The 23083-nt window shown below is 73.8% G+C and carries 24 protein-coding genes; 8 read left to right on the top strand and 16 right to left on the bottom strand.

Annotated features, from left to right (window positions below; translation table 11 throughout):
• Positions 1-8: 8 nt before the first annotated feature.
• The gene (locus tag ABD948_RS16220; protein WP_345267693.1) at positions 9-605 is read right to left on the bottom strand and encodes a hypothetical protein; all 597 of its coding nucleotides are present in this window, start codon (positions 603-605) and stop codon (positions 9-11) included.
• Entirely contained in the window at positions 602-1291 is a 690-nt protein-coding gene (locus ABD948_RS16215) for a hypothetical protein (protein ID WP_345267691.1), read from the bottom strand. The genes ABD948_RS16220 and ABD948_RS16215 overlap by 4 nt, the downstream gene beginning before the upstream one ends.
• 91 nt (positions 1292-1382) lie before the next feature.
• Here ABD948_RS16215 and ABD948_RS16210 point away from each other — a divergent pair, with 91 nt between their 5' ends.
• Positions 1383-2174 (top strand): SDR family oxidoreductase, encoded by a 792-nt coding sequence (locus ABD948_RS16210; RefSeq protein ID WP_345267688.1) that lies wholly within the window; start codon positions 1383-1385, stop codon positions 2172-2174.
• A 20-nt stretch (positions 2175-2194) separates the two neighbouring features.
• Here the strand turns inward: ABD948_RS16210 and ABD948_RS16205 are convergent, their stop codons facing one another.
• Both ABD948_RS16205 and ABD948_RS16200 read right to left on the bottom strand, forming a co-directional pair.
• Entirely contained in the window at positions 2195-2953 is a 759-nt protein-coding gene (locus ABD948_RS16205; protein WP_345267686.1) for an SDR family oxidoreductase, read from the bottom strand.
• A gap of 25 nt (positions 2954-2978) precedes the next feature.
• A complete protein-coding gene (locus tag ABD948_RS16200; RefSeq protein ID WP_345267684.1) occupies positions 2979-4133 on the bottom strand; it encodes an MFS transporter in 1155 nt (384 codons plus the stop codon).
• A gap of 109 nt (positions 4134-4242) precedes the next feature.
• On the opposite strand from ABD948_RS16200, the gene ABD948_RS16195 reads away from it, so the two are divergent.
• Positions 4243-4842 (top strand): TetR/AcrR family transcriptional regulator, encoded by a 600-nt coding sequence (locus ABD948_RS16195; RefSeq protein ID WP_345267682.1) that lies wholly within the window; start codon positions 4243-4245, stop codon positions 4840-4842.
• Between the two features lie 14 nt (positions 4843-4856).
• On the opposite strand, the gene ABD948_RS16190 is transcribed toward ABD948_RS16195, so the two are convergent.
• The gene (locus tag ABD948_RS16190; protein WP_345267680.1) at positions 4857-5291 is read right to left on the bottom strand and encodes a GAF domain-containing protein; all 435 of its coding nucleotides are present in this window, start codon (positions 5289-5291) and stop codon (positions 4857-4859) included.
• 22 nt (positions 5292-5313) lie between these two features.
• Here ABD948_RS16190 and ABD948_RS16185 point away from each other — a divergent pair, with 22 nt between their 5' ends.
• Positions 5314-5907, top strand: coding sequence for a LysR substrate-binding domain-containing protein (locus ABD948_RS16185; RefSeq protein ID WP_345267678.1), 594 nt, complete (start codon positions 5314-5316; stop codon positions 5905-5907).
• A 185-nt stretch (positions 5908-6092) separates the two neighbouring features.
• Positions 6093-7784 carry a BCCT family transporter gene (locus ABD948_RS16180; protein ID WP_345267676.1) on the top strand — a complete coding sequence of 564 codons (1692 nt, stop codon included), beginning with the start codon at positions 6093-6095 and terminating at the stop codon, positions 7782-7784.
• 43 nt (positions 7785-7827) lie between these two features.
• On the opposite strand, the gene ABD948_RS16175 is transcribed toward ABD948_RS16180, so the two are convergent.
• Together ABD948_RS16175 and ABD948_RS16170 are read right to left on the bottom strand one after the other, a co-directional pair.
• Positions 7828-9207 (bottom strand): GuaB1 family IMP dehydrogenase-related protein, encoded by a 1380-nt coding sequence (locus tag ABD948_RS16175; protein ID WP_425576627.1) that lies wholly within the window; start codon positions 9205-9207, stop codon positions 7828-7830.
• A 94-nt stretch (positions 9208-9301) separates the two neighbouring features.
• Positions 9302-9694, bottom strand: coding sequence for an ankyrin repeat domain-containing protein (locus tag ABD948_RS16170; RefSeq protein WP_345267672.1), 393 nt, complete (start codon positions 9692-9694; stop codon positions 9302-9304).
• A 43-nt stretch (positions 9695-9737) separates the two neighbouring features.
• Between ABD948_RS16170 and galK the strand changes: the two genes are divergently transcribed.
• Positions 9738-10928, top strand: coding sequence for a galactokinase (gene galK / locus ABD948_RS16165; RefSeq protein WP_345267670.1), 1191 nt, complete (start codon positions 9738-9740; stop codon positions 10926-10928).
• 105 nt (positions 10929-11033) lie between these two features.
• On the opposite strand, the gene ABD948_RS16160 is transcribed toward galK, so the two are convergent.
• Entirely contained in the window at positions 11034-12386 is a 1353-nt protein-coding gene (locus ABD948_RS16160; protein WP_345267668.1) for a DUF2252 domain-containing protein, read from the bottom strand.
• Between the two features lie 98 nt (positions 12387-12484).
• Here ABD948_RS16160 and ABD948_RS16155 point away from each other — a divergent pair, with 98 nt between their 5' ends.
• On the top strand, positions 12485-13216 hold the full coding sequence (locus ABD948_RS16155) for a hypothetical protein (RefSeq protein WP_345267666.1): 732 nt from the start codon (positions 12485-12487) through the stop codon (positions 13214-13216).
• 58 nt (positions 13217-13274) lie between these two features.
• Here ABD948_RS16155 and ABD948_RS16150 read toward each other — a convergent pair whose 3' ends face one another.
• Positions 13275-14486: an acyl-CoA dehydrogenase family protein gene (locus tag ABD948_RS16150; protein WP_345267664.1), complete on the bottom strand. Its 1212-nt coding sequence runs from the start codon at positions 14484-14486 to the stop codon at positions 13275-13277.
• Between the two features lie 14 nt (positions 14487-14500).
• Positions 14501-15868: an acyl-CoA dehydrogenase family protein gene (locus ABD948_RS16145; RefSeq protein ID WP_345267662.1), complete on the bottom strand. Its 1368-nt coding sequence runs from the start codon at positions 15866-15868 to the stop codon at positions 14501-14503.
• 133 nt (positions 15869-16001) lie between these two features.
• Between ABD948_RS16145 and def the strand changes: the two genes are divergently transcribed.
• Positions 16002-16604 (top strand): peptide deformylase, encoded by a 603-nt coding sequence (gene def, locus ABD948_RS16140; RefSeq protein ID WP_345267660.1) that lies wholly within the window; start codon positions 16002-16004, stop codon positions 16602-16604.
• Here the strand turns inward: def and ABD948_RS16135 are convergent.
• The 3 genes from ABD948_RS16135 to cobA are packed head-to-tail and all read right to left on the bottom strand — an operon-like array spanning position 16571 to position 19335.
• Positions 16571-17233: a hypothetical protein gene (locus ABD948_RS16135; RefSeq protein WP_345267658.1), complete on the bottom strand. Its 663-nt coding sequence runs from the start codon at positions 17231-17233 to the stop codon at positions 16571-16573. The two genes, def and ABD948_RS16135, sit on opposite strands and share 34 nt — an antisense overlap.
• Positions 17234-17261: 28 nt before the next feature.
• Positions 17262-18065, bottom strand: coding sequence for a TrmH family RNA methyltransferase (locus ABD948_RS16130; protein WP_345267656.1), 804 nt, complete (start codon positions 18063-18065; stop codon positions 17262-17264).
• Entirely contained in the window at positions 18058-19335 is a 1278-nt protein-coding gene (gene cobA / locus ABD948_RS16125; protein WP_345267654.1) for a uroporphyrinogen-III C-methyltransferase, read from the bottom strand. The genes ABD948_RS16130 and cobA overlap by 8 nt, the downstream gene beginning before the upstream one ends.
• A 91-nt stretch (positions 19336-19426) precedes the next feature.
• Between cobA and ABD948_RS16120 the strand changes: the two genes are divergently transcribed.
• Complete coding sequence (locus ABD948_RS16120; RefSeq protein ID WP_345267652.1) at positions 19427-19954, top strand: YbhB/YbcL family Raf kinase inhibitor-like protein; 528 nt, start codon at positions 19427-19429, stop codon at positions 19952-19954.
• Between the two features lie 68 nt (positions 19955-20022).
• Here the strand turns inward: ABD948_RS16120 and ABD948_RS16115 are convergent, their stop codons facing one another.
• The 3 genes from ABD948_RS16115 to ABD948_RS16105 are packed head-to-tail and all read right to left on the bottom strand — an operon-like array spanning position 20023 to position 23077.
• Positions 20023-20691: a CE1759 family FMN reductase gene (locus ABD948_RS16115; RefSeq protein WP_345267650.1), complete on the bottom strand. Its 669-nt coding sequence runs from the start codon at positions 20689-20691 to the stop codon at positions 20023-20025.
• The gene (locus tag ABD948_RS16110) at positions 20688-21812 is read right to left on the bottom strand and encodes an LLM class flavin-dependent oxidoreductase (RefSeq protein WP_345267648.1); all 1125 of its coding nucleotides are present in this window, start codon (positions 21810-21812) and stop codon (positions 20688-20690) included. Before ABD948_RS16110 ends, ABD948_RS16115 begins: the two co-directional genes overlap by 4 nt.
• 59 nt (positions 21813-21871) lie before the next feature.
• Entirely contained in the window at positions 21872-23077 is a 1206-nt protein-coding gene (locus tag ABD948_RS16105; RefSeq protein ID WP_345267646.1) for a PP2C family protein-serine/threonine phosphatase, read from the bottom strand.
• Positions 23078-23083 lie beyond the last annotated feature (6 nt).

Here is a 23083-nt window from a genome sequence, read left to right as displayed (position 1 = left end):
ACCGGAGGTCAGAAGCCCTCGCCGCGCTCCCACTCGGTGTCGAGCCGGTCGTCGTAGACCTGGTTGCGGAACAGCACCCGGTCGCCGTCGTCGACCACCTCGGGCACCGGGATCGACTCGCCCACCTCGTCGCTCTCCCACGAGACGAGATCGGTGCTCACCAGCGCGACGCTCGACTCCGGCGCCTGCTGGATGAACGCGTCGTCGGCATAGCACCCGGCACCGATCGCCAGGGTCTCTCCGGCGGTGTCGACGTCGAGGGTGAGGCAGCCGTCGCCGGCCTCGTGCGCCAGCACGGGCTCGGTCCAGGCATCGGGGTCCGCGGGGTCGGACGCCTGCACGTAGACCCTGCGGATGTCCTGCGGGTCGATCCAGACCGCCGCAGTGCCGCCAGAGTCCATCTCGATCTCCACCAGGGCGTCGTCGGGAGACGGTGTGGTGTCGCTGCTCGCGTCCGACAGCTCGGAGGGCAGCGGAGCGACTCGCTCCGAGGTGTAGGAGGGGGCGCTGCCACCCTCGGAGCCGGACTCGCCGCACCCCGCGAGCACCGGGGTGACGAGCAGGGCCAGCGTGGTGAGGGCGTGGACGACGAGTCGCTGGGTCACCCGGTGGGGATGCCCCGGTCGGTGGATCGCGAAACACCGAGCACCTCCCGCTGGACGGCGCGCGCCAGCGCGCCCACGCCGACGCCCCACACCGCGGCCCCCAGCAGCTTGAGGCCGTCCTCGACCAGGATGCGCAGCGAGTCGAACGCGGTGATGCCGCCGATCTCCACCACCAGGTCGACGACGAGCGAGGCGCCCAGCAGCCCCGCCCCCAGCAGGAGCACCGACGTCTCGGGCCGTGCCCGCAGCAGGTCCCGGTGCAGGGCCACCGTCAGGCCGAGCCAGACGACGTAGCCCACCAGGGCCGTCTCACCCGGGATGCCGGCCTTCTGCAGCGTGCCGTCGTGGACCATGAACTGGTCGTCGAGGGCGAGGGCCAGGGTGAGGACGCCGAGCATCAGCAGCAGCCGGGCCAGGGGTCCCTCGTGGCGCGCCGGCCAGGCGGTCGCGAGCGCCACGGCCGCGCCCGCCGTCCAGACCATGACGGTCAGGGCCGAGAGCGCGCCGACGTACAGCGGCGAGGCGGTTGTGACGGTCAGGTCGCGGGTCAGGTCACCGAACGTCTCCTCCACCGAGGCGGCGATCACCACGCCCAGGGCCAACGCCAGCGAGGCGGGAAGGGCTCCGAGCAGCAGGGCCCAGCGCACCAGCGAGCCCGCGCTGGGCTCGTCGACACGGCGATGCATGCGGGGATGCTCGCACGCCTGCGGCCCGGCCTGGGTGCGAGTCTCGACACAGGTCGCCCCGCCGGTCGCAGGGCTCGGGTAGAACAGCCCTGTGAACACGCGTGCACTCATGGTCACCGGCGCGGCCGCCGGCATCGGCAGGTCGATCGCCCTGCGGTTCCTCCGCGAGGGGTGGACGGTCGGTGCCTACGACCTCGACGAGTCCGGGTTGGCCTCGCTCGAGCAGGAGGCGGCGCCGCTGCCCGGCACCGTGGTCACCGGCCGCCTCGACGTCCGCGACCGGGCTCGCCTGGAGGAGTGCCTGACCGAGCTGACCGGCCGAACCGGCCGGCTCGACGTCATGGTCAACAACGCCGGCCTGCTCAACAGCGGCCCCTTCCACGAGCTCACCCCCGAGCAGCTGGACCGCGAGCTCGCCGTCAACGTCGGCGGGGTGCTGCACGGCCTGCACGCCGCCTTCCCGCACCTGCGTGCCACCCCGGGGAGCGTCGCCGTCAGCCTGGGCTCCGCCTCGGCGATCTACGGCCAGGCCGAGCTCGCCAGCTACAGCGCCACCAAGTTCTACGTGCGGGGCCTCACCGAGGCGCTCGAGATCGAGTGGGCGCGCCACGGCATCCGGGTGGTCGACATGTGGCCGCTCTTCGTGGGCACCGCGATGGTCGACGGCGTCGACATCGGCACCACCAGCACCCTGGGCGTGCGCCTGCAGCCTGACGACGTCGCCGAGCAGGTGTGGCGCGCCGTCCACCCCGGTCGCGCCCGTCGCGCCCTGCACCAGGTGCACTACCCGGTGGGCCGCCAGGCCACCCTGCTGAGCCTCGGCTCCCGCTTCTCACCGGCGTGGCTGACCCGGCAGGTCAACCGCAGGCTCGCCCGGCACTGAGGCCGCGGCGCGCGGGTGCGTCAGCCGTGCGGCACGCCCTGCACCGTGCCGCCGTCGACGACGAACTCCGCGCCCGTGGCGTAGGAGGAGTCCCGGCTGGCCAGGAACACCACGAACGACGCCACCTCCTCGGGCTGTCCGGGGCGACCCAGCGGCACCGTGATGACGTCGTCGGGGAAGCCTTCGGTCATCGGGGTGCGGATGAGCCCGGGGTGGATCGAGTTGCAGCGGACCCCCTGGCCCGCGAGCTCGAGCGCCACCGACTTGGTCAGCCCGCGGACCGCCCACTTGGTGACCACGTAGCCGTGCGCCCACGGGCTGCCGCGCAACCCCTCGACCGAGGAGATGTTGATGATCGAGGCGTCGCCTGCGGTCCCCGCCGCGGCCACGAGCGCGTCGGAGCAGGCCCGGATGCCGAGGAAGGTGCCGGTGAGGTTGACGTCGAGGATGCGCTGCCACTCCCCCAGGTCGAAGTCGCCGATGGCGCCGCCGTTGACGATGCCGGCGTTGTTGACCAGCACGTCGAGCCGCCCGAACGCCGTCGTCGTGGCCGCGACGGCGTCGGCCCACTGCCGCTCGTCGGTGACGTCGAGGCGCACGTAGCGGGCCGCCTCGCCCAGCTCGGCGGCCAGCGCCTCGCCCTCGGCGTCGAGCACGTCGCCCAGCACCACCCGTGCTCCCTCGGCGACCAGGGCGCGGGCGTGGGCCTCGCCCATGCCGCGGGCTCCGCCCGTGATGAGCGCGACCTTGCCGGAGACCCTGCCCTGCGCACCGTCCATGTTCCGGACCGTACTGGAACTCGTTCTACCCGGCGAGGGTCCCCGTCGCCCCGGGGGTCTCAGGCGCGTCGGGTCGCGGCCTGGCAGCCGCGGACGTCAACCCCAGAGCGAGCCCGCCCGCGAGCAGCAGCAGCGCCCCGGCCACGAGGAACGTCATCCGCTGACCGGTCACGGCCACCAGGGCCCCGACGGCGGCGGCCCCCAGCGCCTGGCCGGCGGTCAGGGCGACGAAGAGGCGCGCCGTGGTCGCGCCCGCGTTCTCGGGCCGGAGCGCGGCGGCCCAGGCGATGAGCACACCACTGAGGGCCGTGTAGGAGCCCCCGAACAGCACGCACCCGAGAGCCGCGACCGGGACGTGACCGGGTGCCGCGGCGAGCAGCCACGTGCCTGCGGCGCTCCCGGTGGCGGTGACCGCCCAGGCGCCCCGCAGCCCCAGGAGTCGGACGGCGTCGCCGCTGAGGGCCCCCAGCACGGCAGCGACGCCCAGCAGCACCCACAGCAGGGCTCCGGTCCGCTCGCCGAGCCCGCCGACGCCCACGACCAGGTCGCGACCGAACGTCCACACCGCCGCGGAGCCGGCCCCGGCCAGGAGCGCCAGACCCACCGGGACCGCCACCGACACCTCGCTCGTCGCGGCGTCGGGGCCCCGCGCCACCCGCTCGACCACGGACGGCCACCGGACGGCCCGGTCGACGACGGTCGCCGTCACCACGCTGGCCACGGCGGCGGCCCACCACATCGGCCGCCACGCCAGGGGCGCCGCCAGCACCACGGAGCCGGCCAGCAGCACCCCGACGCCCGTGCCCGCGTTGACGACCGCCTGGGCCCGGTCGGCGTGGACACCCGGGGAGACTGTCGCCCCGACGGCCACCACCAGAGCCGGCGACGCCGCACCGGCCGCACCGCCACCGACGACGACGCCCACGGCGAGGGCCGGCACCGACGGGGCGGTCGCCACGAGCGCGGCTCCGGTCGCGCCCAGGGTCGCGGCCAGCCAGAGCACCGGCCGCGCTCCGCGCCGCAGGACGAGGCGGCCCGCCAGCAGGGCCACCAGGCAGTAGGAGGCGAAGGCTCCGGCGGCGACGAGACCCGCCGTCGCGGCGTCGATGCCCAGCTCGGCCGAGAGCTGCGGGAGCTGCAGGCCGAAGCCGTACCGCACGACGCCGTAGGTCGTGGCCACCAGTCCCGCGCCCGCGGCGACGACGGGCAGGACCGCCGCATCGGCTCCAGCAGCGGCCGGACCAGCACGTAACGATCGTTTCAACATAGTGATCGTTACAGTACGGGACATGGCCCGCTCCGCACGCCCCGCCGCCAAGGACCGGCTCCTCGACGCCGCCGAGCAGCTCTTCTACGAGCGCGGCATCGCCGCCACGGGGGTGGACGCGGTGCTGCAGCGCGCGGGCGTCGCACCGGCCACGCTCTACGCGCACTTCGCCGGCAAGGACCACCTGGTGGCCGCCTACCTCGAGCGGCGGCACGCCCGGTGGCGCGCCGCCTGGGACGCAGCCCTGGCGCGGACGGGCGAGGACCCCGCGGCACGACTGCTGTCGGTCTTCGACGCTCTCGAGCACTTCCGCGCGGACGCCGTCGGCGACCGCGGCTGCGCCTTCCTGGCCGCCGCCGTCGAGGTGACCGACGCCGGTCACCCCGCCCACGCCTGGCTGCTGGCCGACACCGACCTGTTGCGGGAACGGCTGCTCCACCTGGCGGAGCAGGCCGGTGCCGCCGATCCGCAGGCACTGGCTGCGGAGCTGCTGCTGCTCTACGACGGCGAGCTGGCAGCGCGGTCGCGAGAGGCCGTCCGCGCCGGTGCGTCGCGCCCCGACCACGGGCGCACCCGTCGCCTGGCGGCGGCCGCCGTCGAGCGCCACCTCACCGAGGTGTGACCGCCCCACCCACGTCAGTCCAGGGCGCGGATCCGCTGGAGGTTGCGCCCTCCCCGGGCGAACGTCGCGACGACGGCCGGCGGCACGCCCGCCTCGTCGAGCGACTCCGGGTCCCAGCGCGTGGCGCGCACGTGCACCAGGTCCGCCTCATGGGCCCGGGGATCGACGTCGTAGCGCCACTCCCCCGTGAGGACCCCGCTGCGGTACCGCCCGTCGGCGTCGCGGGTCCACACCTGGTCGCCCACCGGCAGCGCGGCGAACCGCTCCAGGCGCCGCGCCGCACGCTCGTCGGACTCGGACAGCTCGGCCAGGGCCTCCGCGAGCGACGCAGGCGGCACCGCCAACCTGCCGCCCATCCCCACCACGCCGAGCGCGAACGCCCGCTCGAGCGCGAGCTCGGGGTCGACGGCGTCGTCGCGTGAGCGCATCGGCGCGCGGTGGACGGCCATGGAGCCACCCTAGGGTGGGGGCATGGATGAGCCGTTCCGCGTGGGTTTCGTGACCGGCGCGACGCCCGACAAGTGGGCCCGCACCTGGCGCGAACGACGCCGGGACCCGCTGGAGCTGGTGCCGCTCGGCGAGGAGGAGCAGGAGCCGGCCGTCCGCGAGGACCGGGTGCGGATGGTGCTCGCACGCCTGCCGGTGGACCGCGACGGGTTGCACTGCATCCCGCTCTACGAGGAGCTCCCGGTGGTGGTCGCCTCGGCCGAGCACGTGCTGGCCGCCACGGGCGACGACGAGGAGGTGACCCTCGCCGACCTCGCCGAGGAGCAGCTGGTCCTCCCCCACCGCTCCGGGTGGCGACCGGAGGCACCTCAGCTGGACTGGCCGGCCATGAGTGCCTCCGACGCCGTCGAGACCGTCGCCGCGGGCACGGGGGTCGTGCTCCTGCCCATGTCGGTGGCGCGGCTGCACGCGCGGCGTGACGTCGTGCGTCGCGTCGTCGCCGACCTGCCCTCCACCGGGGTGGGCCTGGTCTGGCGCATCGACCTCGACGACGACGAGCGGGTGCAGACCTTCATCGGCATCGTGCGCGGACGGACGGTGCGCTCCACCCGCGGGTGAGTCCGCTCTCACCGAGCCCTCATCTTCCCTGCAGCCGCGGGGTACTGGAGGGGTCGCCCGCTCGGACAACTTGCCGCGGGCAACCACCTGCGATAGGGCTGGACCCGATGACCACTGCTCCCGAACGTCCTCCGAAGACCTCCGACCCCCGCGACCCGCGGCACCGCACCGCGCACACACGCGACGTGATCCCGCACCCCGCGCTCGACACCGCCCTGCACAGCGACGCCGACGAGCCCGGCAAGCGCTCGGGCATCGACCTGTGGGCCTTCCTGGTGCCGGCCGTGCTCGCCGTCGGCTTCGTGGTGTGGGGCATCGTCTCCACCGACTCGCTGGGCGACGCGGCCGACAGCGCCAGCGCCTGGGCGCTGGAGAACCTCGGGTGGTTCTTCGTGCTCAGCGCGAGCGGCTTCGTGGTCTTCGTCGTCTGGCTGGCGGTGAGCCGTTACGGACGCATCCCGCTCGGTCGTGACGACGAGGAGCCGGAGTTCCGCACCTCCTCGTGGATCGCGATGATGTTCAGCGCCGGCATGGGCATCGGGCTGATGTTCTACGGCGTCAGCGAGCCGCTCACCTTCTTCGTCGACCCGCCCCCGGGCACCGGTGGCGAGGGCAACCCCGAGGCCGCCCAGCACGCGATGGCCACCACGCTCTTCCACTGGACCCTGCACCCGTGGGCGATCTACGCGCTGGTCGGTCTCGCGATCGCCTACGGCGTGTTCCGCAAGGGCCGCGCACAGCTGATCTCCGCCGCCTTCGAGCCGCTGCTGGGCAGCCGCGCCCACGGTCCCGGTGGCCGGGTGATCGACATGCTGGCCATCTTCGCCACGCTCTTCGGCTCCGCCGCCTCGCTGGGCCTGGGTGCGCTGCAGATCCGCAGCGGGCTGCAGATCGTCGGCGGCATCGGCACGGTCGGCAACGCCGTGCTCGTGGGCATCATCGCGGCCCTCACGGTCGCGTTCGTGCTCTCCGCCGTCTCGGGCGTGGCCAAGGGCATCCAGTGGCTCTCGAACATCAACATGGTGCTGGCGCTGCTGCTGGCCCTGTTCGTGTTCGTGGTCGGCCCGACCGTCTTCATCCTCAACATGCTGCCCACCGCCATCGGCAGCTACCTGGGCGATCTGCCCGACATGGCCGCCCGCACCGGCGCCGAGGGCGCCGAGACCAGCGAGTGGCTGGCCTCGTGGACCGTCTTCTACTGGGCCTGGTGGATCTCGTGGACCCCCTTCGTGGGCATGTTCATCGCCCGCATCTCCCGGGGGCGCACGATCCGGCAGTTCGTCGCGGGGGTGCTGCTCGTGCCCAGCGTCGTCAGCCTGGTCTGGTTCGCCATCTTCGGCGGCACGGCGATCAACCTCCAGCAGGGCGGCACCGACGTCTACGGCGACGGCGTCGCGGAGTCCCAGCTGTTCAACACCCTCGAGCAGCTGCCGTGGTCGACCATCGCGATCGTCCTCGTCATGGCACTCGTGGCGATCTTCTTCGTCTCCGGCGCTGACGCCGCCTCCATCGTCATGGGCTCGCTCTCCGAGCGCGGCACCACCGAGCCGTCGCGGCGCACGGTGATCTTCTGGGGCACGCTGATGGGCGCGGTCGCCGCCACCATGCTGGTGATCGGCGGGTCCGACGCCCTGAGCGGCTTGCAGACGATCACCATCGTCGCGGCCATCCCGTTCGTGCTGGTGATGATCGGCCTGGCGGTCTCGCTCATGAAGGACCTGCGACGCGACCCGTTGATGGTCCGCCGCGAGTACGCGGCGGAGGCCGTCGAGGCCGCCGTCGTCACGGGCGTCACCCAGCACGGCGACGACTTCGTCATCGCCGTCGAGGAGTCCTCCGGGACGTCCACGACCCCGGCGGCGCCCGAGAGCCGCTGACGGCGCCGCACGCCGCGGCACCGCGCCCAGGGGCGCCCGCAGGTCACCAGCTGGTGGCCAGCGGGCGCCCCTCGTGGTAGCCGGCCGCGGACTGCACGCCCACGACGGCGCGCTCGTGCAGCTCCTCCAGCGAGGTGGCACCGGCGTAGGTGCACGCGGAGCGCACGCCGGAGCAGATCTGGTCGATCAGGTCCTCGACCCCGGGGCGCGCCGGGTCCAGGTACATCCGCGAGGAGCTGATGCCCTCCTCGTAGAGGCCCTTGCGGGCACGGTCGAAGGAGGACTCCCCCGCGGTGCGGTGCGCGACGGCGCGGGCCGAGGCCATGCCGAAGGAGACCTTGTAGGAGCGCCCGTCCGAGTCCTGCGTCAGGTCGCCCGGCGACTCGTGCGTACCGGCGAACCACGAGCCCACCATGACCGACGACGCCCCGGCGGCCAGCGCCAGCGCGACGTCGCGCGGGTGCCGCACACCCCCGTCGGCCCAGACGTGCGCGCCGAGCTCGCGCGCCGCGGCCGCGCACTCGAGGACCGCCGAGAACTGTGGTCGCCCGACCCCGGTCATCATCCGGGTGGTGCACATGGCACCCGGCCCCACGCCCACCTTGACGACGTCCGCGCCCGCCTCGACCAACGCCCGGGTGCCCTCGGCGGAGACCACGTTGCCGGCCACCACGGGCACGCCCGGGTCCAGGTCACGGACGGCGCGCAGCGCCTCGAGCATCCGGTCCTGGTGACCGTGCGCGGTGTCGACCACAAGCGTGTCGACGCCGGCCTCGAGCAGCTCGGCGGCCTTGACCGCGACCTCGCCGTTGACGCCGACGGCGGCGGCGATCCGCAGCCCGCCGCGCTCGTCGACGGCGGGCTGGTAGAGGGTGGCGCGCAACGCGCCGGTGCGGGTCAGCACGCCCGCCAGCGTGCCGTCGGGGTGGACCGCGACCGCCAGCGGCGTCTTGGCCCGCTCGATCGCGTCGAACGCCTCGCGCGGGTCGCTGTCGGCGGCGATGGTCACGGCGGCGCCGCTCTTGACCTGCCCCACCTGGGCGAAACGGTCCACCTCGGCGCAGTCGGCCTCGCTGACGACGCCCACCGGTCGCCCGTCCTCGACGACGACGGCCGCGCGGTGCGCCCGCTTGGGGATCAGCGAGAGCGCCTCGGCGACCGTCTGGTGCGGGTGCAGCTCGATGGGGGTGTCCATCACCAGGTGGCGCGACTTCACGAAGCGCACCACCTCGGCCACCACCGAGGTCGGGATGTCCTGCGGGATCACCACGAGCCCGCCGCGCCGGGCCACCGTCTCGGCCATGCGCTTGCCCGCGATCGCCGTCATGTTGGCGACCACCAGAGGCAGCGTCGCGCCGGTGCCGTCGCTGGTGCTCAGGTCGACGTCGTAGCGGCTGGCCACCGCCGAGTGGCGCGGCACCATGAAGACGTCGTCGTAGGTGAGGTCGTGCGAGGGCTGGGTCTGCTGGAGGAACTGCACGTGCGGGCACGATACCCGCGCCCGGCCCGCTCGCCGATCAGCCGGGCGGCTCGGGCAGCGAGCGCTCGAAGAACGCCGCCGTGGCGCGGGCCGAGGGCTCGCCGTGGTCGGGGTCGGCTCCCAGCGCGACCAGCGCGGCCGCCACCTCCTCCTCGGCCTTGAACAGCGCGCCGGCCAGCGGGCTCTGACCACGGTCGTTGAGCCGGTCGACGTCGGCGCCCCGCGAGGCCAGCGCCCGCACCGTCGCGGCGTGGCCGTGGTAGGCGGCGAGCATCAGCAGCGAGTTGCCCCGGGCATCGGCGAGGTCGACCGGCACACCGGCGTCCACGTAGGCCGCGAGCCGGTCGGTCTCGCCCGCGCGCGCCCAGTCGAGCACCTGGTGCGCGAGGTCCACCAGCGCAGGGTCGGGTTCGGGCTGGGCGTCACTCACACCGGCGATGATGCCGCACCGCACGCTTCGTAGGCTCGCCGGCGTGACGAGCCTCCTGGAACCCGGCACGACGACCGACCGTGCGGTCCGGCTGCGCGCCGAGCACCGTGCCCGCTGGGGCGCGGACCCGGCTCTCGTCGGCCGCGCCCCCGGGCGGGTCAACCTGATCGGCGAGCACACCGACTACAACGGCGGGCTGGTGCTGCCCGTGGCGCTGCCGCACAGCACGCTGGTGAGCCTCTCGCCGCGTGACGACGGGCGTGTGCGGGTCGCGAGCCTGCAGGCCGAGGGCGTCTTCGAGGCGCAGCTGGACGACGTCGGCCCCGGCACGGTCGACGGCTGGGCCGCGTACGCGGCCGGTGTGCTGTGGGCCCTGGACGAGCAGGGCGTCACCGTGCCCGGCGTGGACCTGCTCGTGGACTCCACGGTGCCGCTGGGCGCCGGGCTCTCCTCCTCGGCGGCGCTGGAGTGCGCGGTGGCCGTGGCGGTGACCGCACTCGTGGGCGGCGACCTCTCCCCCGCCGGCCGTAGGCGTCTCGCCGCGGCCTGCGTGCGCGCGGAGTCCGAGGTGGCCGGCGCGCCCACGGGCGGCATGGACCAGGCGGTCTCGCTGCTCGCCGAGCCCGGCGCAGCGCTGCTGCTGGACTTCGACACCGCCGACGGCTCGGTCGGCGACCTCCGCCACGTGGAGCTCGGGCTCGAACGCGCCGGCCTGGCGCTGCTCGTCACCGACACGCGGGTCTCGCACGCGCTCGTCGACGGCGGCTACGGCGACCGCCGCGCCGAGTGCGGCCGGGCCGCCGAGGCGCTCGGCGTCGACTCCCTGCGCCGCGCCGACCTCGCAGGCGTCGAGGCCCTGCCCGACCCGTTGCTGCGACGTCGAGCGCGGCACGTCGTCGGCGAGGTGCAGCGCGTCTCGGGCGTCGTCGAGGCGGTGACGGCCGGTGACTGGGGCACCGTGGGCCGCGCGTTCGTCGCCTCGCACGCCTCGATGCGCGACGACTTCGAGATCTCCTGCGCCGAGCTGGACCTGGCGGTCGCGACCGCTGTCGAGGCCGGCGCGCTGGGGGCACGGATGACGGGCGGCGGCTTCGGCGGCTCGAGCGTGGCGCTGGTGCCCGCCGACCGGGTGGAGGCGGTGGTGGCCGCGGTGCAGCGTGCCTTCGCCGACGCCGGACACCGCGCACCCCTGCACCTGATGGCGACCCCGTCAGCGGCGGCCGACCTCGTCTGAGCGCTGCCGCCTCACGGGTCACGGGCCCCACGGGGCTCGCAGGTCGCCGACCGCGCGGGGCGCCGGTCGCACAACCTCTCGGGCAGAACTTCGATCGGTGCGCAGTCAGGTCGCCGAGACGCCGATCCGCCCCTCGCGGAACGCGTGCACGAACAGGGCGTGGTCCTCGCGCACCTGCTCGGCGTAGGCGAGCCCGAACTCGGTGATCCACTCGGTGAACTCCTTGCGGCGCCGGTGCACGCTCGCGGCCACCGCCTCCTCCACCTGGAAGTCCACGAGATCCTGCTCGCTGTCCTCGTCGGAGGCGCAGTGGATCTTGGCCGTGGCCCGGCCCAGCAGGTCGACGACGGCCCTGATGTCGTCGGGCTCGGTGAGACCCGACCAGTCCAGGTCGACCTCGTAGGGCGAGACCTCGGCGACGACGAAGCCCACGCCGTCGATGGCGGTGTGCCCGAGCAGCGGGTCGGTGTGCACCTGCAGGGCGCGCTGGCTGACCACGGTGCGGTGGCCCTCGTGCCGGAAGTAGCGCTCCACCTCGCCGGCGTCGACGAAGCGGCTGATCGCCGGCACGTTGGCCTGCTTCATGCTCAGCACCACGTCGTTGTCGAGCGCCTGGCTCTGACCCTCGACGAGCAGGTTGTAGGCGGGCAGGCCCGCGCTGCCGATGCCGAACCCGGACTTGCCCACCACGTCGCGCAGCTCGTAGAAGAGCTCGCGGTCGAAGCGCTTGTCCTCCGGGATGGTCTCCAGGTAGCCCTCGAACGCGCTGACCACCCGCGCCCGCTCGACCTTGCCCAACCGCCTGACGGAGCTGTCCTCGCGGAAGGTGCGCTCGCCGCCCTCGAGCACCGTCATGCCGTCGAGGAGGTCGGCGCGGCGGTTGCAGCGGGCCGCCACCAGCGCGGCGTGCACGGGGCCCGAGGTGTTCTCCAGGTGCAGGGCGAAGTCCTCGTCCTGCTCGCTGCGCCGGTAGTCGTCGACCTGCGCCAGGTAGGCCCGCACGTACGCACCGACCAGGCGTCGCACGTCGGCCTCCGGCAGCGCCTTCTGCCACCCCATCAGCGCCATCGACGCCGCGAAGCGCTGCAGGTCCCAGGTGAAGCGGCCCAGGTAGGCCTCGTCGAAGTCGTTGACGTCGAAGACCAGCCGGCCGTCGGAGTTGAGGTAGGTGCCGAAGTTCTCCACGTGCAGGTCGCCGTGCACCCAGATCCGGCCGCTCTGCTCGTCGCAGAAGTCGTCAGCCCAGCGCGGGTCCCCGGGGCCCTGGGTGCCGGTGAGGTCGGAGAAGAACAGGCAGGCGGTGCCGCGGTAGAAGGCGTGCGGGTCGGCCGCCATCTTGCGGTACTTGGTGCGGAAGGCCGCGGGGTCGGCCTTCATCAGCGGGGCGAAGGCGTCGGCGAGCACGCCGATGATGACCTCGGAGCGGTCCGAGCCAGGTGGGGTGCGTGCGGCGTTCACGCGCCCGAGTGTGCCAACACGTGTGACATTCGCTCCCGCGGGCACCGGTCGCAGCCCGACCCCGTCGGGCTCCCACCCACGACGCGAAGGACGACCACGTGCCCAAGAAGACGCTCGGCAAGATCAAGGACGCCGCCGAGAAGACGGTCAAGCTGCCCGTGGAGGTCGGCCGTTCGGCGGCGGGTACCGTCGCCGGCACCGTCGGCTCGGTCGCCGGCACGGTGGGCGCGCTCGTCGGGCTGGGCGGTGACAAGGAATCCGGCGCTCGCGACGACAGCGCCGCGACGCCCGTCGACCCGGATCCCGTGGCCGAGCCCGCCGCCCCCCGCAAGGCGCACGGCGACCCTGTCAGCCCCGCCGCCCCGACCGCCCCGGTGGCGAAGAAGTCCGCCGCGACGAAGGCGGCCGCCACGAAGGCGCCGGCCGAGAAGCAGCTGGCGAAGAAGGTCCCCGCCACGAAGTCTCCCGCGAAGAAGGCCCCTGCGAAGAAGGCTCCTGCCTCGGAGGCCCCGGCGACGAAGAGCCCCGCAACGACGACCCCTGCGAAGGCCCCTGCGTCGGAAGCCCCCGCGACGAAGGCGCCCGCGACGAAGGCCGCGGCGAAGAAGTCCCCCGCCGCGAAGACCGCCAAGAAGACGGCCAAGAAGACGGCTAAGAAGGCGCCCTCCGCGCAGGCAGCTACTGCGGGACCCGCCGTCGCCGCGGCCAAGAAGGCCGAGGCCGACCCGTCGGTCGAGACGCCGGCGCTGCTGCAGGCGCCCGACGTCGACGACGCGGCGTCGTCGTCCTCGCCGTCCCCGACGTCCTCGGCGACCACCACGCAGGAGTAGCGCAGGGTCCCGGCGGCCGGCCCCATGTCCGGCCGCCGGGAGCTGCTGGACCGGTGGGCTACTTCAGCTGGGCGCTGGAGAGCCCCAGCACGCGGCGGGCCACGATCAGCTGCTGGATCTGCTGGGTGCCCTCGAAGATGTCGAGGATCTTGGAGTCGCGGGCCCACTTCTCGAGCAGCTCGGCCTCGGAGTAGCCCACGGCGCCGCACAGCTCGACGCAGCCGAGCGTGATGTCGGAGCCCACGCGGCCGGCCTTCGCCTTGGCCATCGAGGCCTCCAGCGAGTTGGGCTCACGGTTGTCGGCCATCCACGCGGCCTGCAGCGTGAGCAGGTGGGTGGCCTCCCAGTCGGCCTCCATCTGCAGGAAGCGCGCCGCGGCGGCGTGCTGCAGCTGAGCGGGCCGGTCGTAGTCGACCTCGACGCCGGCGCGGGCCAGCAGGTCGCGGGTCAGGTCGAGCGCGGCGCGGGCGCAGCCCACCGCCATCGCTGCCACCAGCGGGCGGGTGTTGTCGAAGGTCGCCATCGCGCCGGCGAAGCCCTGCTTGGTGTCGACCTCGGCCGAGCCGAGCAGGTTCTCCGCGGGGACCCGGCAGTCCTCGAAGATGATCGTGGCGGTGTCGGAGGCCCGGATCCCGAGCTTGTGCTCCAGCCGGTCGACCCGCATGCCCGGCGTGCCCTTGGGCACGACGAAGGACTTGATGGCGGCCCGGCCGAGCGACTTGTCGAGCGTCGCCCACACCACGATGTGGTCGGCCCGGTCACCGGAGGTGACGTAGATCTTCTCGCCGTTGAGCACGTACTCGTCGCCGTCGAGCACCGCGGTGGTCGTGATGTTGGCCGAGTCCGAGCCCACACCGGGCTCGGTGATGGCCATGCCGGCCCACACGCCCGCGAAGCGCTCGAGCTGCTCGGCGTTGGCCACCGAGGCGATGGCGGAGTTGCCCAGCCCCTGGCGCGGCATCGAGAGCAGCAGGCCCACGTCGCCCCAGCACATCTCGGCGATCGACATCACCGAGGCCAGGTTGGCGCCGTTCTTGACGGTCTTGTCGTCGTCCTTCTCCTCGCGACGGACGCCGGCGGCGCCGGCACCCTCGCTGGCGCCGGACTCCGAGAGCCCGTCGATCATCGCTGCGAGCATGTCGAGCTCCTTGGGGTACTCGTGCTCGGCGCGGTCGTACTTGCGGGAGATGGGGCGCAGCATGTTCATGGCCACCTGGTTGGCCTGGCTGACCAGCGGCGCGAACTTCTTGGGGTTTTCGAGATTGATCATGATGTGGTCCGTCCTCAGACGAGGACTGCTCCTTCCATGACGCCGATCGCACGCAGGTCGCGGTACCACCGCTCCACCGGGTGCTCCTTGACGTAGCCGTGACCCCCGAGCAGCTGGACGCCGTCGAGGCCGATCTGCATGCCCTTGCTGGCGCACAGGTTGCGGGCCAGGGCCACCTCGCGGGTGAAGTCCTTGCCGGCGGCGGCCCGGGAGGCCGCCTTGTAGGTGAGCAGGCGCATGGCCTGCAGCTCGATGGCGATGTTGGCCACCATGAACGCCACCGACTGGCGGTGGGCCACGGGCTCCCCGAACGCCTTGCGCTCCTTGACGTAGGGCGTCACGTAGTCGAGCACGGCCTGGCCGGTGCCGACGGCGAGCGCGCACCAGGCCAGGCGCGAGAGCCGCACGCACTCGGCGTAGGTGGAGCCGTCGGTCTGGCCCAGGACGGCCTCGGCCGGCACCACGACGTTCTCGAGGCTGAGCTTGGTCAGCGAGGCGGCACGCACCCCCATCGAGGGGTCGCCCTCGACGGTGAGGCCGTGGGTGGAGGACTCGACCAGGAACATCACGGGCTTGCCCTCGAGGGTGGCCCCCACCACGAACAGCTCGGCCTGGGCACCGCGGGCCACCAGGCTCTTGACGCCGTCGAGGCGGTAGCCGCCCTCGGGCGTGCGGGTGGCGGTCGTGGCCGGCGACATGACGTCGAAGAGCACGCTCGGCTCGGTCAGCGCGAGCGCGGCGGCGGGCACCTCGTCGGCGGTGAACGCCGGCAGGTAGGTCTGCTGCTGGGCCTCGGTGCCCCACAGGCCGATGGCGGTGGCCACCGACCCGGGCGCGAGGGTGGCGACGGCCAGGCCCATGTCGCCCCGGGCGAGCGCCTCGGCGACCAGGGTGCCGGCCATGGCCGAGCGCTCCTCGGAGATCCCGCCGAGCGCCTCGGGCACACCCAGGATGGGCAGGCCGATCTCGAGGCTGGCCTTGAGCACGGCCTCGGGTGCCTCGCAGGCCTCGTCGGCCTCGACGGCGGCGGGCCGCACGACCTCGTCGGCGAACTCGGTGACCACGTCGACGAGCATCTGCTCGTCCTCGGTGGGCGTGAGGTCGAAGACGCCCGAGGCGCGGGTGGTGGCCGGGCGGGTGCCGGGCTTCGTGGCAGACCCCGCCTTGGAGAAGGTGCGGCTGGCCGTGGTCATCGTCTTGAAGCCGTTGCGGGTGACGGTGAAGACGGCCTGCTCGGTGGGCTTGCGCAGGCCGACCCTGTCGATCAGGTCGCTCTGGGCCAGCTTGTTCAGGCCCGCGACGAGGTAGCCGATCGGGTCGCGGCGCGCGGTCTCCGGCAGGCCGTTCTTCCCGCCGGGAAGCAAGGAGTTGAGGAGGGACATGGCTCCAATGTAACTCGCAGTTACACTCACGGCTACACCTGGGCTCCCGCCCGTTCCGTGGGGCGGGTCACACCACGCTCGACTCCGCCCACCACGTGCGGCACGCGCCGGGCTGCGCCGTATGCTCGCGCGCATGCCCGCGCCCGCCCAGCCCCCCGAGCACGCCCCGCACGGCGCCCTGCCCACCGGCGGCACGGTGCGCCCGATCACCCGCTGGGGCACCCCCGTCATGCACCGCGCGCAGGCGCCGGTCGAGACCTATGACGAGGCGCTGCGCAGCCTGGTCGCCGACATGGTGGCCACCATGTACGCCGCCGACGGCGTCGGCCTCGCGGCCTGCCAGATCGGCGAGGACGTCGCGGTCTTCGTCTTCGACTGCCCCGACGAGTCCGGCGAGCGGACCGTGGGCGTGGTCTGCAATCCCGAGCTGAGCCTGCCCGAGGCGGGCGAGCGGCGGCTCGAGGAGGACGCGGAGGGGTGCCTCTCCTATCCCGGCGCGTTCACCGAGCTCGCCCGGCCCGACACCGCCACGGTCACCGGCACCGGCCTGGACGGCGAGCCGGTGACCTTCTCCGGCGACGGCCTGCTCGCCCGCTGCCTGCAGCACGAGACCGACCACACCCGCGGCACCGTCTTCGGCGACCGGCTGCCCACCAAGGCGCGCAAGCGGCTGGCCAAGGCGCACGACAAGGCGGTCGAGGACTACCCGCCCGACTGGCCCGTCGGCGAGGAGTAGATCGCACCACCGCCGTCCCCGGGCACCTCGACGGTCGTCACCACCTGGGTCAGCGAAGGGGTGCGCGGCGTGGAGGAGAAGCCGAACCGGCACGGTGGGTCCACCGGCGCGAGGCGGCCCAGGTCGGATCCGTCGAGGGCGCCGGCCAGCCGCGCCACGCGCTGCACGTCGGTGGCGCCGTACCACTCCCGACGACCACCCGCGGCCGAGCCGCGTGTCCGGACACCGCGCAGCACCACCCGGGCGACGGGATCGGTGAGCGCGCACCAGGCGGGCGCGGTGCCGACGCGTGCGGGCACGACGCGCAGCAGCCGGCCGAGCGCCGTCCGGCCACCGAGGGCCAGGTCGAGCTGCAGCGAGGGTGACCGGAACTCCCGCCTCCCGGGGGACTCGCGCACCCGGCACGGCTCGAGCCGCACCTCGTCGAAGACGTAGGTGGCGGCGATGAAGTCGCGCACGTCCGCACTGGGGGCCAGCAGGACCCGGTGACCGTCGGGTCGCTCGACCATGGCGTCGGCGAAGGAGCCCAGCGGCGTGTCGCGCCAGTGGCCGACGACGACCCGGACCCCGCTGGTGCTGCCGACGCCGGCGATCTCGCCGGCGAAGCGGTACCGCGTGCCTCGACCCATGCCGCGCCGGTTCCCCGTCACCGGCCCGTCACCGGCGAGCCGCCACGTAGCAGGCGACGGCCGTCGCGGCCGCCACGTTGAGGGAGTCGGTGCCGGGCGCCATCGGGATGATCGCGCGGCGCGCGGCTGTGGTCTCCCAGCGCCGCGAGAGGCCGTGCCCCTCCGAGCCGAGCACCAGGGCGATCCGGTCGACCCCGGCCACCGCCTCCTCCACCGGCACGGCGTCGTCGGCGAGCGTGAGGGCGACGGTGGTGAAGCCGCGCTCCCCCAGGTCGGTCAGCGCCGTGGCCCAGTCGGGCAGACGGGTCCAGGGCAGCGCGAAGACCGCACCCATCCCCACCTTGACCGCTCGCCGGTAGAGCGGGTCGGCGCAGCGCGGGGCCAGCAGCACGGCGTCGAAGCCCAGCGCCGCGCCGCAGCGGAAGATCGCGCCCACGTTGGTGTGGTCCACGACGTCCTCGAGCACCAGCAACGACCGGGCGCCGTCGAGCACCGCCTCGACGCTCGGCAGGGGTGCTCGCTCCAGGGAGGCGAGTGCCCCGCGGTGCACGTGGAATCCGGTGACCTGCTCGGCGAGCGACTCCTCCACCACGAAGCAGGGCGCCTCGGAGGTGGCCAGCACGTCGGCGAGCCCGTCGAGCCAGCGCGGCGCCATCAGGAAGGAGCGCGGGACGTGACCGCCCTCGACGGCGCGCCGCACCACCTTCTCGCCCTCGGCCAGGAACAACCCGTGCTCGGCCTCAAGGTTCTTGCGCAGCTCGACGTCGCGCAGGTCGCGGTAGTCGCGCAGGCGTGGGTCGTCGGGGTCGGTGACCTCGACCAGCTCAGCCACGGGGTGCCGGCTCCCCCACCGGCTCCCCCGGCAGGCGGGCGGCGACCTCGGGGAAGTGCTCGGGGTGCGCCACGGCCACGACGTCGCCGATGACGACGATCGCCGGCGGCCGCACACCCTCGGCGCTCATCACCTCGGCCAGCGTGCCCAGGGTGGCCAGCACGGTGCGCTGGGTGGGCATGGTGCCGTCGCAGACCACCGCGACCGGCGTGCCGGGGTCGCGCCCGTGCTCGGTCAGCGCTGTCGCGATGTGCGGGGCGTTCTCGACGCCCATCATCACCACGACGGTGCCCTGCAGCCCGGCCAGGGAGGGCCAGTCGGTGAGCGACTCCGGGTGCCCGGGCGGCAGGTGGCCGGAGACCACGGTGAACTCGTGGGTGACGCCGCGGTGCGTCACCGGGATGCCTGCGATGGCGGGCACCGCGACCGGGCTGGTCAGCCCGGGGACCACGGTGACCGGGACGCCGGCGGCGCGGCAGGCGATGACCTCCTCGTAGCCGCGCCCGAACACGAAGTTGTCGCCGCCCTTGAACCGGACCACGCGCTTGCCGGCCAGCGCGTGCTCGACGATGACCCGGTTGATCTCGGCCTGCTGCGCCGAGCGACCACGCGGCAGCTTGGCGACGTCGACCAGCTCGACCTCGGGGCGCAGGTCACCCAGCAGCTCACGGGGCGCCAGCCGGTCGGCGACGACCACGTCGGCCTCCATCAGCGCCTTGCGCCCGGCCAGCGAGATCAGGTCGGGGTCCCCCGGGCCACCACCCACCAGCACGACGCCGGGCGTCGGCGGCCGCCCCGACGGCGGGTTGAGCGTGCCGTCGCGCAGGCCTGTGAGCACGTCGTCGCGCACCTGGGCCGAGCGGCGCGGGTCCCGCTCGCCGAGCACGGCCACGGTGACACCGGCGGCGCGGCCCACTGCGGGGGTCCAGGCGGAGGCCCGCGCGGCGTCGTCGGCACGCACGCAGAAGACGCGCCGCTCCTCGGCCGCCGTCGAGACCTGCTCGTTGACGGCGGCGTCGTCGGTGGCGGCGACGGCGTACCAGGCCTCGTCGAGGTCCTCGGGGACGAAGGGCCGCGGGTGCCAGGTGACCTCGCGCGCGGCGGCCAGGCCGTCGATGGCCGGTGTCACCTCCGGTGCGATCACGTGCACCAGGGCGCCGGCCGCGATCAGCTGGGGCACCCGGCGCTGGGCCACGTGACCTCCGCCGACCACCACCACCCGGCGTCCGCCCAGTCGCAGTCCCACGGGATAGGTCAGGTGCTCCGCCACGCCACCATCCTCCCGCGAGTGCGCGGTCGACCATCCCCCCGGGGGGCGCCATGGGATGCTCGGTCGCGTGCCACCTGGTTACCTGGAGGGCATGAGCCTCGACCGACCCGTCAGCCCGAACCCCTACGACCTGCTGCCCGCCGTGCCCTCGTTCACGGTCACGAGCGCCGACGTCACCGAGGGCCAGCCCCTCAAGGACGACCAGGTGGCCGACGCCGGCAACACCTCCCCGCAGCTCTCCTGGGAGGGAGCGCCCGAGGGCACCAAGTCGTTCACGGTGACCTGCTTCGACCCCGACGCCCCCACGCCGAGCGGCTTCTGGCACTGGGTGCTCGTCGACCTGCCGGCCGACGTCACCTCGCTGGACACCGGCGCCGGTGCCGAAGGCGCCTCGCTGCCCGGCAACGCGTTCATGTGTCGCAACGACGGCGGCGGCCACGGCTTCATGGGTGCCGCCCCGCCGCAGGGCGACCAGGTGCACCGCTACTTCTTCGTCGTCCACGCGGTCAAGGAGGAGACCCTCGGCGTCGACGCCGACGCCTCCCCCGCCGTCGTCTCCTTCAACCTGGCCTTCAAGACCGCCGGGCGCGCCATCGTGCACGGCACCTACCAGCACTGATCGCAACCGAGCCTGCGAAGCGGAGCCGGGTCGCCGGGGACCAGCGTCCCCGGCGGCCCGGCGCCTCGTCACCCGCCAGCGCGGCGCAGCAGCTCCTCGAACGGCAGCGACGTGGCCGCGTGCGCGTCGTCGGCAACCGACGACGGCACGGCGTGCAGACCACCGGGGCGGACCACGGCCTCCGGCCGAGCCGCAGCCCGGCGCGCGAGAACCGCGGCGGCCAGCTCACCACCGGCCCGCTCCACCCGCTCCTGCAGCGCGCCGTCACCGAAGTCCTCGGTGGCCGCGAAGACCCCGGTGGGCACGGGGGTGGCCCGCAGGTAGGAGAACAGGGGCCGCACCGCGTGCTCCAGCACCAGCGAGTGCCTCGCGGTGCCAGCGGTGGCGCCCATCAGCACCGGCAGACCTGCGATCGCCCCGGGCTCCAGGACGTCGAAGAACGTCTTGAAAAGCCCCGAGTACGACGCCGAGAAGACCGGGGTGACGGCGACCAGCGCGTCGGCTCCCGTTACCGCCGCGATCGCCGCCTCCAGCGTGGCGTCGGGGAAGCCCGTCACCAGGCGGTCGGCCAACGGGTGGGCCAGTGCCCGCAGCTCGACGACGTCGACCCCGACCTCCGCCCGCGTCACGCCCCGAGCGGCGAGTCCCTGCACGGTGGCCTCGGCGAGCCGGTCGGCCAGGAGCCGGGTCGAGGAGGGCACTCCGAGACCGGCGCTGAGCACCGCCATCCTGGTCATGCCGTCACCCCGGTCGGCGTCGCCAGCGGCCGCACCCCGAGGACGTCGGCGGGCGAGGCGGCCGCGAGGCGGGAGGCGTGCGTCGGCGCGTCGGGCACCCCGGCCGGGCGGCCCTCGGCGAAGCCGGCGCGCAGGTCGGGCAGGATCTCGCCGAGCAGGTCCAGCTGCTCGAGCACGGTGCGCAGCGGCAGCCCGGCGTGGTCGACCAGGAAGAGCTGGCGCTGGTAGTCGCCGACGTACTCGCGGAAGCCCAGCGTGCGCTCGAGCACCTGCTGCGGCGACCCGACGGTCAGCGGAGTCTGCGTGGTGAAGTCCTCCAGCGAGGGGCCGTGGCCGTAGACCGGCGCGTTGTCGAAGTAGGGCCGGAACTCCCGAACGGCGTCCTGGCTGTTGCGACGCATGAAGAACTGTCCGCCGAGGCCGACGATCGCCTGCGCCGCGGTGCCGTGGCCGTAGTGCTCGAAGCGCTGCCGGTAGAACGCGACCATCCGCGCCGTGTGCGTGGCGGGCCAGAAGATGTGGTTGGAGAAGAAGCCGTCGCCGTAGTAGGCGGCCTGCTCGGCGATCTCCGGGGTGCGGATCGACCCGTGCCACACGAAGGGCGGCAGGCCGTCGAGCGGGCGCGGGGTGGCGGTGAAGCCCTGCAGCGGCGTGCGGAACCGGCCCTCCCAGTCCACGACGTCCTCGCGCCAGAGCCGGTGCAGCAGCGCGTAGTTCTCGACCGCGAGGTTGATGCCCTCCCGGATGTCCTTCCCGAACCACGGGTAGACCGGTCCGGTGTTGCCGCGCCCGAGCATCAGGTCCATCCGGCCGTCGACGAGGTGCTGCAGGGTCCCGTAGTCCTCGGCGAGCCGCACCGGGTCCGTGGTGGTGATCAGCGTCGTCGCGGTGCTCAGCAGCAGGCGCTCGGTCTGCGCGCCGATGTAGGCGAGCGTCGTCGTCGGCGAGGAGGCGACGAACGGCGGGTTGTGGTGCTGGCCGAGGGCCAGGACGTCGAGGCCGACCTCCTCGGCCTTGCGCGCGATCGCGACGGTGGCCTTGATCCGCTCGTGCTCGGTCGGGGTGCGGCCGGTCGTCGGGTCGGGGGTGACGTCGCCGACGCTGAAGATGCCGATCTGCACGGGCACTCCTTCGAAGGTGGTTGAAGTTTCCACCAACCCGAACCGCTCCCCCGCGGCCCCTATTCCCCGCGCGGAGCCTCGCCCGCGACCGCGGGAGCCTGGGCCGCACGGGCGCCGGGTGCATCGATGACGACGGGCGAGGCCACCGCCGCGGGCAGACCGCGGCTGAGGATGAGCACGGCGCGGTCGTCGTCACCGCCGGGGACCTGACGGATGATGCGGCGCGCGGCGCCGTCGAAGCCGGTGCGCACCGCGCGCCGGGCCGTGCCCTGCAACCAGGAGATGCCGGCGTCGAGGTCGGCGTCGCGGGTCTCGATCACGCCGTCGGTGTAGAACATCAGCGCGTCGCCGGGCCCGAGCACGCCCTCGCTGCTGTGCAGCTCGGGGTCGGGGAGGATCCCGAGCGCCATCCCGCGGGCGTTGTCGACTTCCCAGCGCCGGTCGAGCGAGGCCCAGCGCAGCGCCGGGGGGTGTCCGGCGCTGGTGACCGTGTAGGTGCCCGGGTCGAGGTCGACCACCAGGTGCACCGCCGTGGCGAAGGACTCGTCGGAGTGCTGGCGCAGCAGGAACCGGTTGGCGGCGTCGAAGAGCTCGTGCGGTGGCAGGGAGCCGAGGAGTCCACCCAGGGCCCCGGCGAACTGGAGCGCCTGCGGACCCACGGCGACGCCCTTGCCGCACACGTCGACGAGCACCATCTCCAGGCGCGGGCCGTGCGGCCCCTCCGCCAGGTCGGCGACGAAGAAGTCGCCGGCGTAGCTGAGGCCCTGCGATGAGCGCACCGCCGACTGCGCCTCCCACTCCTGCGGCAGCGGGGGCATCACCCCCTGGGCCTGCAGGCGGTCGCGCAGCTCGGAGAGCATCGCCTCGCCCAGCGTGACCGGCAGCCCGCTGCGCTGGTGGGCGGCTTGGTAGAGGATCAGCGCGACGGCGATGACGAACGCCACCATCGCGGTCATCTGGCGCACCTCCAGCGCACCGCCGCCTGCCCACAGCACCGCGGTGAACGCGGCGGCCGTGGTGACCGCCGACAGCGCCACCAGGGGCCACAGCCGCAGCAGGAGCACCCCCAGCAGCAGCCACACGAAGTAGGCGGTGAGCGGCATCCAGTCGTACCTGGCCAGCGAGACACCGAACGAGACGAGCACGCCCGCGAGGAGCACCGTCAGCATGAGCACCTGACCGCGTCGAGAGCCCGTGCGCCAGCTGTTCGCGCCGGCGGCGGCGAACTCGCCACAGGCGCGGAGGCTGTCCCGGATGGCACTCACCGACCC

Origin of the sequence: Nocardioides nanhaiensis (assembly GCF_039542785.1) — a bacterium.
Lineage (GTDB): Bacteria > Actinomycetota > Actinomycetes > Propionibacteriales > Nocardioidaceae > Nocardioides > Nocardioides nanhaiensis.
Note: the sequence above shows the minus strand (reverse complement) of the source record. Positions and strands in the feature narration are given on the sequence as shown.

Excerpts from the sequence above, each read along its gene's own strand:
- ABD948_RS16215 (WP_345267691.1), bottom strand. The coding sequence starts at position 1,291 with ATGCATCGCCGTGTCGACGAGCCCAGCGCGGGCTCGCTGGTGCGCTGG.
- ABD948_RS16205 (WP_345267686.1), bottom strand. The coding sequence starts at position 2,953 with ATGGACGGTGCGCAGGGCAGGGTCTCCGGCAAGGTCGCGCTCATCACG.
- ABD948_RS16195 (WP_345267682.1), top strand. The coding sequence starts at position 4,243 with ATGGCCCGCTCCGCACGCCCCGCCGCCAAGGACCGGCTCCTCGACGCC.
- ABD948_RS16190 (WP_345267680.1), bottom strand. The coding sequence starts at position 5,291 with ATGGCCGTCCACCGCGCGCCGATGCGCTCACGCGACGACGCCGTCGAC.
- ABD948_RS16185 (WP_345267678.1), top strand. The coding sequence starts at position 5,314 with ATGGATGAGCCGTTCCGCGTGGGTTTCGTGACCGGCGCGACGCCCGAC.
- ABD948_RS16175 (WP_425576627.1), bottom strand. The coding sequence starts at position 9,207 with ATGGTGCCGCGCCACTCGGCGGTGGCCAGCCGCTACGACGTCGACCTG.
- ABD948_RS16150 (WP_345267664.1), bottom strand. The coding sequence starts at position 14,486 with ATGATCAATCTCGAAAACCCCAAGAAGTTCGCGCCGCTGGTCAGCCAG.
- ABD948_RS16145 (WP_345267662.1), bottom strand. The coding sequence starts at position 15,868 with ATGTCCCTCCTCAACTCCTTGCTTCCCGGCGGGAAGAACGGCCTGCCG.
- def (WP_345267660.1), top strand. The coding sequence starts at position 16,002 with ATGCCCGCGCCCGCCCAGCCCCCCGAGCACGCCCCGCACGGCGCCCTG.
- ABD948_RS16135 (WP_345267658.1), bottom strand. The coding sequence starts at position 17,233 with ATGGGTCGAGGCACGCGGTACCGCTTCGCCGGCGAGATCGCCGGCGTC.
- ABD948_RS16120 (WP_345267652.1), top strand. The coding sequence starts at position 19,427 with ATGAGCCTCGACCGACCCGTCAGCCCGAACCCCTACGACCTGCTGCCC.
- ABD948_RS16115 (WP_345267650.1), bottom strand. The coding sequence starts at position 20,691 with ATGACCAGGATGGCGGTGCTCAGCGCCGGTCTCGGAGTGCCCTCCTCG.